This window comes from Bacillus lumedeiriae, from assembly GCF_044891285.1.
GTDB lineage: Bacteria > Bacillota > Bacilli > Bacillales > Domibacillaceae > Pseudobacillus > Pseudobacillus lumedeiriae.
This window is the reverse complement of the sequence record NZ_JAUIYO010000083.1, coordinates 1-523: the sequence shown is the minus strand read 5'-3', so window position 1 is coordinate 523 and position 523 is coordinate 1. Positions and strand designations below refer to the sequence as shown.

Annotated in this window: 4 tRNA genes; 2 read left to right on the top strand and 2 right to left on the bottom strand. The window is 50.7% G+C overall.

From position 1 onward, the window contains the following. Both QYG89_RS17335 and QYG89_RS17330 read right to left on the bottom strand, forming a co-directional pair. Positions 1–82: transfer RNA gene (locus tag QYG89_RS17335), tRNA-Leu, on the bottom strand. A 9-nt stretch (positions 83–91) separates the two neighbouring features. Beyond that, positions 92–167, bottom strand: a tRNA-Lys gene (locus QYG89_RS17330). On the opposite strand from QYG89_RS17330, the gene QYG89_RS17325 reads away from it, so the two are divergent. Both QYG89_RS17325 and QYG89_RS17320 read left to right on the top strand, forming a co-directional pair. After that, positions 96–203 (top strand) — tRNA-OTHER (locus QYG89_RS17325). The genes QYG89_RS17330 and QYG89_RS17325 overlap by 72 nt on opposite strands. Before the next feature lie 9 nt (positions 204–212). Beyond that, positions 213–294 (top strand) — tRNA-Leu (locus QYG89_RS17320). Positions 295–523 lie beyond the last annotated feature (229 nt).

The following is a 523-nucleotide window of genomic DNA, read 5'->3' as shown; positions in this document are numbered from 1 at the left end:
TGCGGGTGAAGGGAGTCGAACCCCCACGCCTCGCGGCGCCAGATCCTAAGTCTGGTGCGTCTGCCAATTCCGCCACACCCGCATATGAAAATGGTGAGCCATGAAGGACTCGAACCTTCGACCCTCTGATTAAAAGTCAGATGCTCTACCAACTGAGCTAATGGCTCAGAGGGTCGAAGGTTCGAGTCCTTCATGGCTCACCATTTTCATATGCGGGTGTGGCGGAATTGGCAGACGCACCAGACTTAGGATCTGGCGCCGCGAGGCGTGGGGGTTCGACTCCCTTCACCCGCATCCTGTTCTAATGATCTTCTGTTAAGAACTGTCACGTCCTGAAACACCGGATGCAGTAACTGAAGAAAAAGCTGTTGAAGTAAAAGAAAATAAATCAGCGGCAAACAAAGCTGCTTCTCAAGCAAGTGTTCATGCGAGCAAGACAGCTAAAGCAAAAGCTTCAGCACATTCAGCAGTAGTAACTAAATCAGGAACACCTGCAGAGGAAACACCGGATGCAGTAACTGAA